Below are 3384 nucleotides of genomic sequence, written 5' to 3'. Positions count from 1 at the left end.
CAGGTAAAATGTCAGGCATGCGGCGAAATCATGGCAGCTGGCAGGTGCTGCCACAAATTTAATCAACAACGATGTCTGGCGGATGACCAATGCCGAAATCGCCTTCTACACAGTATAGCGCCAAACAAATGCGGCCTCGCGCCCGCCAAAGGCGACGAGATGCCAAGCCCAGCCAGCCTGGGCGGCGTATGCACTTTGCATCAAGCCTTTGATTTTATGTGCTTTTAATCGGCGCGCCCTTCACCCAAGGCGATGGCAACGCAGGGTGGCATGGCGCCTTACATCCTGTTGTGGTCCCGAAACCGCCCCCGGGCTCTTGAGCCCGAGAGCACGCTTTCTGGGCAAAATGCCTCAGGCCGGGATCCTGATGACGACGTCGGTAACTTCGCCATCCTTCAGTTCGACTGCCGAAACCTTGGTCTTGGCCCCATTCAGCTCCAGCGAAACCGCCTTGGCCTTATTGTCGCGGACGACGCGAACCTTGAGTTCGGCCCCCAGCATCTTGAGGGTTGCCGAGTATCCGTCCCAATGGCCGGGGAGTTTTGGCTTGAACTGAACACGCTTGCCGCGCCGTTCGATGCCGAGGATCCCTTCGACTGCAGCCCTGTAGAGCCAGCCGGCCGAGCCGGTGTACCAGGTCCAGCCGCCACGGCCGCCCTTGTCGTCCCCGGCGTAGATGTCAGCCGCCACCACATAGGGCTCGACGCGATAGTGCTCGGCCGAGGCCTCGTCGGTCGCATGGTTGACCGGGTTCAGCATCGAGAAACAACGATAGGCCTCGTCGGTCCGGCCCATCTCGGCAAGCGCGATGACGAACCACGTGGCGGCGTGGGTGTACTGGCCGCCATTTTCGCGAACACCGGGCGGATAGCTCTTGATGTAACCCGGTTCCTTGTCCGTCTTCGAGAACGGCGGCGTGAACAGCTTGACGATCTTGAGCTTGTCATCGACGAGCAGTTTGGTCGCCTGCTCCATCGCCGTCGTCGATCGGGCCGGATCGCCCTCTCCCGAAAGCACGCTCCAGGACTGGGCGATCGAGTCGATCTTGCACTCCTGCGAGGACCGCGACCCGAGCGGCGTGCCGTCGTCGAAGCTGCCGCGCCTGTACCATTCGCCATCCCATGCCGTGCTTTCAAGCGCCCGCTTCAACGCATCGGCATGCTTTGCCCAGGCTTGCGCGTGCTTGGCATCGCCTTCGGTCTTGGCAATTGCGGCGAAGTCGCCCAGCGTCTTCAGCAGGAACCAGCCGAGCCAGACGCTCTCGCCCTTGCCGTGTTCGCCGACGCGGTTCATCCCGTCGTTCCAGTCGCCGCCGAGGATCAGCGGCAGCCCGGCGGGACTGCTGCGCTTGATGGCAAGATCGAGCGCCCGGGCGCAATGGTCGTAGAGCGACGCCGTCTTCTTCAAAATTTCCGGGGTGAAGAAGGCATCGTGCTCGCCCTCGCCCAGCGCCTGTCCATCGATGAACGGCAGTTGCTGCTTCAGGATGGTGGCATCGCCGGTGACCAGCAAATAGCGCGCCGTGGCGTGGGCCAGCCAGACCACGTCGTCTGAGATCATGGTGCGCACGCCGGCCCCAGTGCGCGGCAGCCACCAGTGCTGCACGTCGCCTTCGGGGAACTGCCGCCGCGCCGCATTGAGGATCTGGTCGCGCGCCAGTTGCGGATCATGCGCCAGCAATGCCAGCGTGTCCTGCAACTGGTCGCGGAAGCCGAACGCACCGCTTGCCTGGTAGAAGGCGGAGCGGGCGCGGATGCGGCAGGCGAGGCTCTGGTAGGGCAGCCAGTGGTTGACCATGGCGTCGAGCGCCTTGTCCGGCGTCTCGACCTGGATGGTGTCGAGGAAGCCGCGCCATTCGCGCTCATTGTCGGCCAGCCGCCGGTCGAAATCCTTGACCCGATGCTCCTGCACCAGGGCGCTGGCCTCCTCGACGGTCTCGGCATCGCCGAGCAGCCAGAGCAGCGTCACGTCGCCGCCGGCCGGGATTTCGATGTCGCGGGCAATCGCAGCGCAAGGATCGTCTCCGGCCTCGACACGACCCGACAACGCCGCGCCGCTCAGCACCGCCTGTGGGAGTTCGCTGGAGCCATGCCGGCCGAGGAACTCCGAACGGTCGGTCGTCACCGAATGGACGCCCCCGTCGGCGGCAAGGAAAGCCACCCGCTCGCTGAAATCGAGCCCGTAGGGGTTTTGCGCCAGCAACGCACCGGTAGCAGCGTCGCGCGACGGGACGATGGTTGCCGCCGTGCGCGACCGATGCCCGCCGAGCACCCATTCGGCATAAGCGTAGACACGCAGCCGCGCCGGCACCGAGCCCGAATTCTGGATACGCAGCCGCGAGATCTTCACCGGGTCGATCGGGTCGACGACATGGGTGAGGTCCATCGACAGCGGCCYGCGCCTCGAACGGAACGTCGAGAAACCCTGGCCGTGCCAGGCCTCGTAGGTCATCGAGGGGTCGCGTACCACGGCGGCGAGCGGCGAGAACGCCTTGCCGCTGGCCTGATCGTAGATGTAGACGCCCTCGCCCGGCCGGTTCGAGACCGGATCGTTCGACCACGGCGTCAGCTGGTAGTCACGGCTGTTGCGGCTCCAGGTGAAGGCGGCACCCTCGGCGGAGGTGTGGAAGCCGAACGAAGCGTTGGAGACGACGTTGATCCATGGCTGCGGCGTCGTGCGCCGGCCAGCCAGGCGCACGACATAGTGCCGCCCGTCGCCATCGAAACCACCGAAGCCATTCCATTGGCCGAGGCCGCTTCCATCGGCGCTGACATCCGCCACGGCCTGCGAAGCGTGCATCACGGGCACCGGCGACGGCAATTCGCGCGCGACCGCCAATGCTGCCGGCTGCAGGGCGTCGCGCGCCTGCAGGGCGGCCGCCTCCGCCCGCTCGATCTGGTCGAAGATGGTGCCGTTGCGCGTGTGCAGGACGACGCGGGCGACAGCGAGCAGCGTCTTGTAGGTGGTCTCGTCCATCAGGTCACGGCGAACCGCGAAAATGTGCTGGCGGGGTCCGAGTTCCTTGCCGCGCAGGCGGCTGTTTTCGCACAGCGTCTCGACCGCCCGCTGCAGATCCTGAACATAGGAGGACGCCTGCTCGTTGACGACGACGAAGTCGATCATCATGCCGCGGGTGCGCATGTACTCCTGGAAACGCAGCGCCTGGGCGACGATTTCGAGATCGGCGACGTCGCCAATCCTGACCAGGAAGATCGGGAAATCGCCCGAAATGCTGGTCGGCCACAGGCTCGATTGCTTGCCCAGCCCCGTGGCGATGGATTCGGCCGGAAGACGCAGGAACGGATCCGGATAGATCAGATAGCGCGCCAGTTTCTGCACATTGGCGGCATCGGTCAGGCTGAGGCCCATATGGCGGGTCTGCAC

The 3384-nt window shown here is 64.9% G+C and carries 1 protein-coding gene; it reads right to left on the bottom strand.

The features are described from left to right. Positions 1-351 precede the first annotated feature (351 nt). The coding region (locus tag ACXJ7R_RS27985; protein WP_457154654.1) for a GH36-type glycosyl hydrolase domain-containing protein at positions 352-3384 on the bottom strand (3033 nt) is incomplete at its 5' end.

Source organism: Mesorhizobium sp. P5_C1, assembly GCF_054049815.1.
Note: the sequence above shows the minus strand (reverse complement) of the source record. Positions and strands in the feature narration are given on the sequence as shown.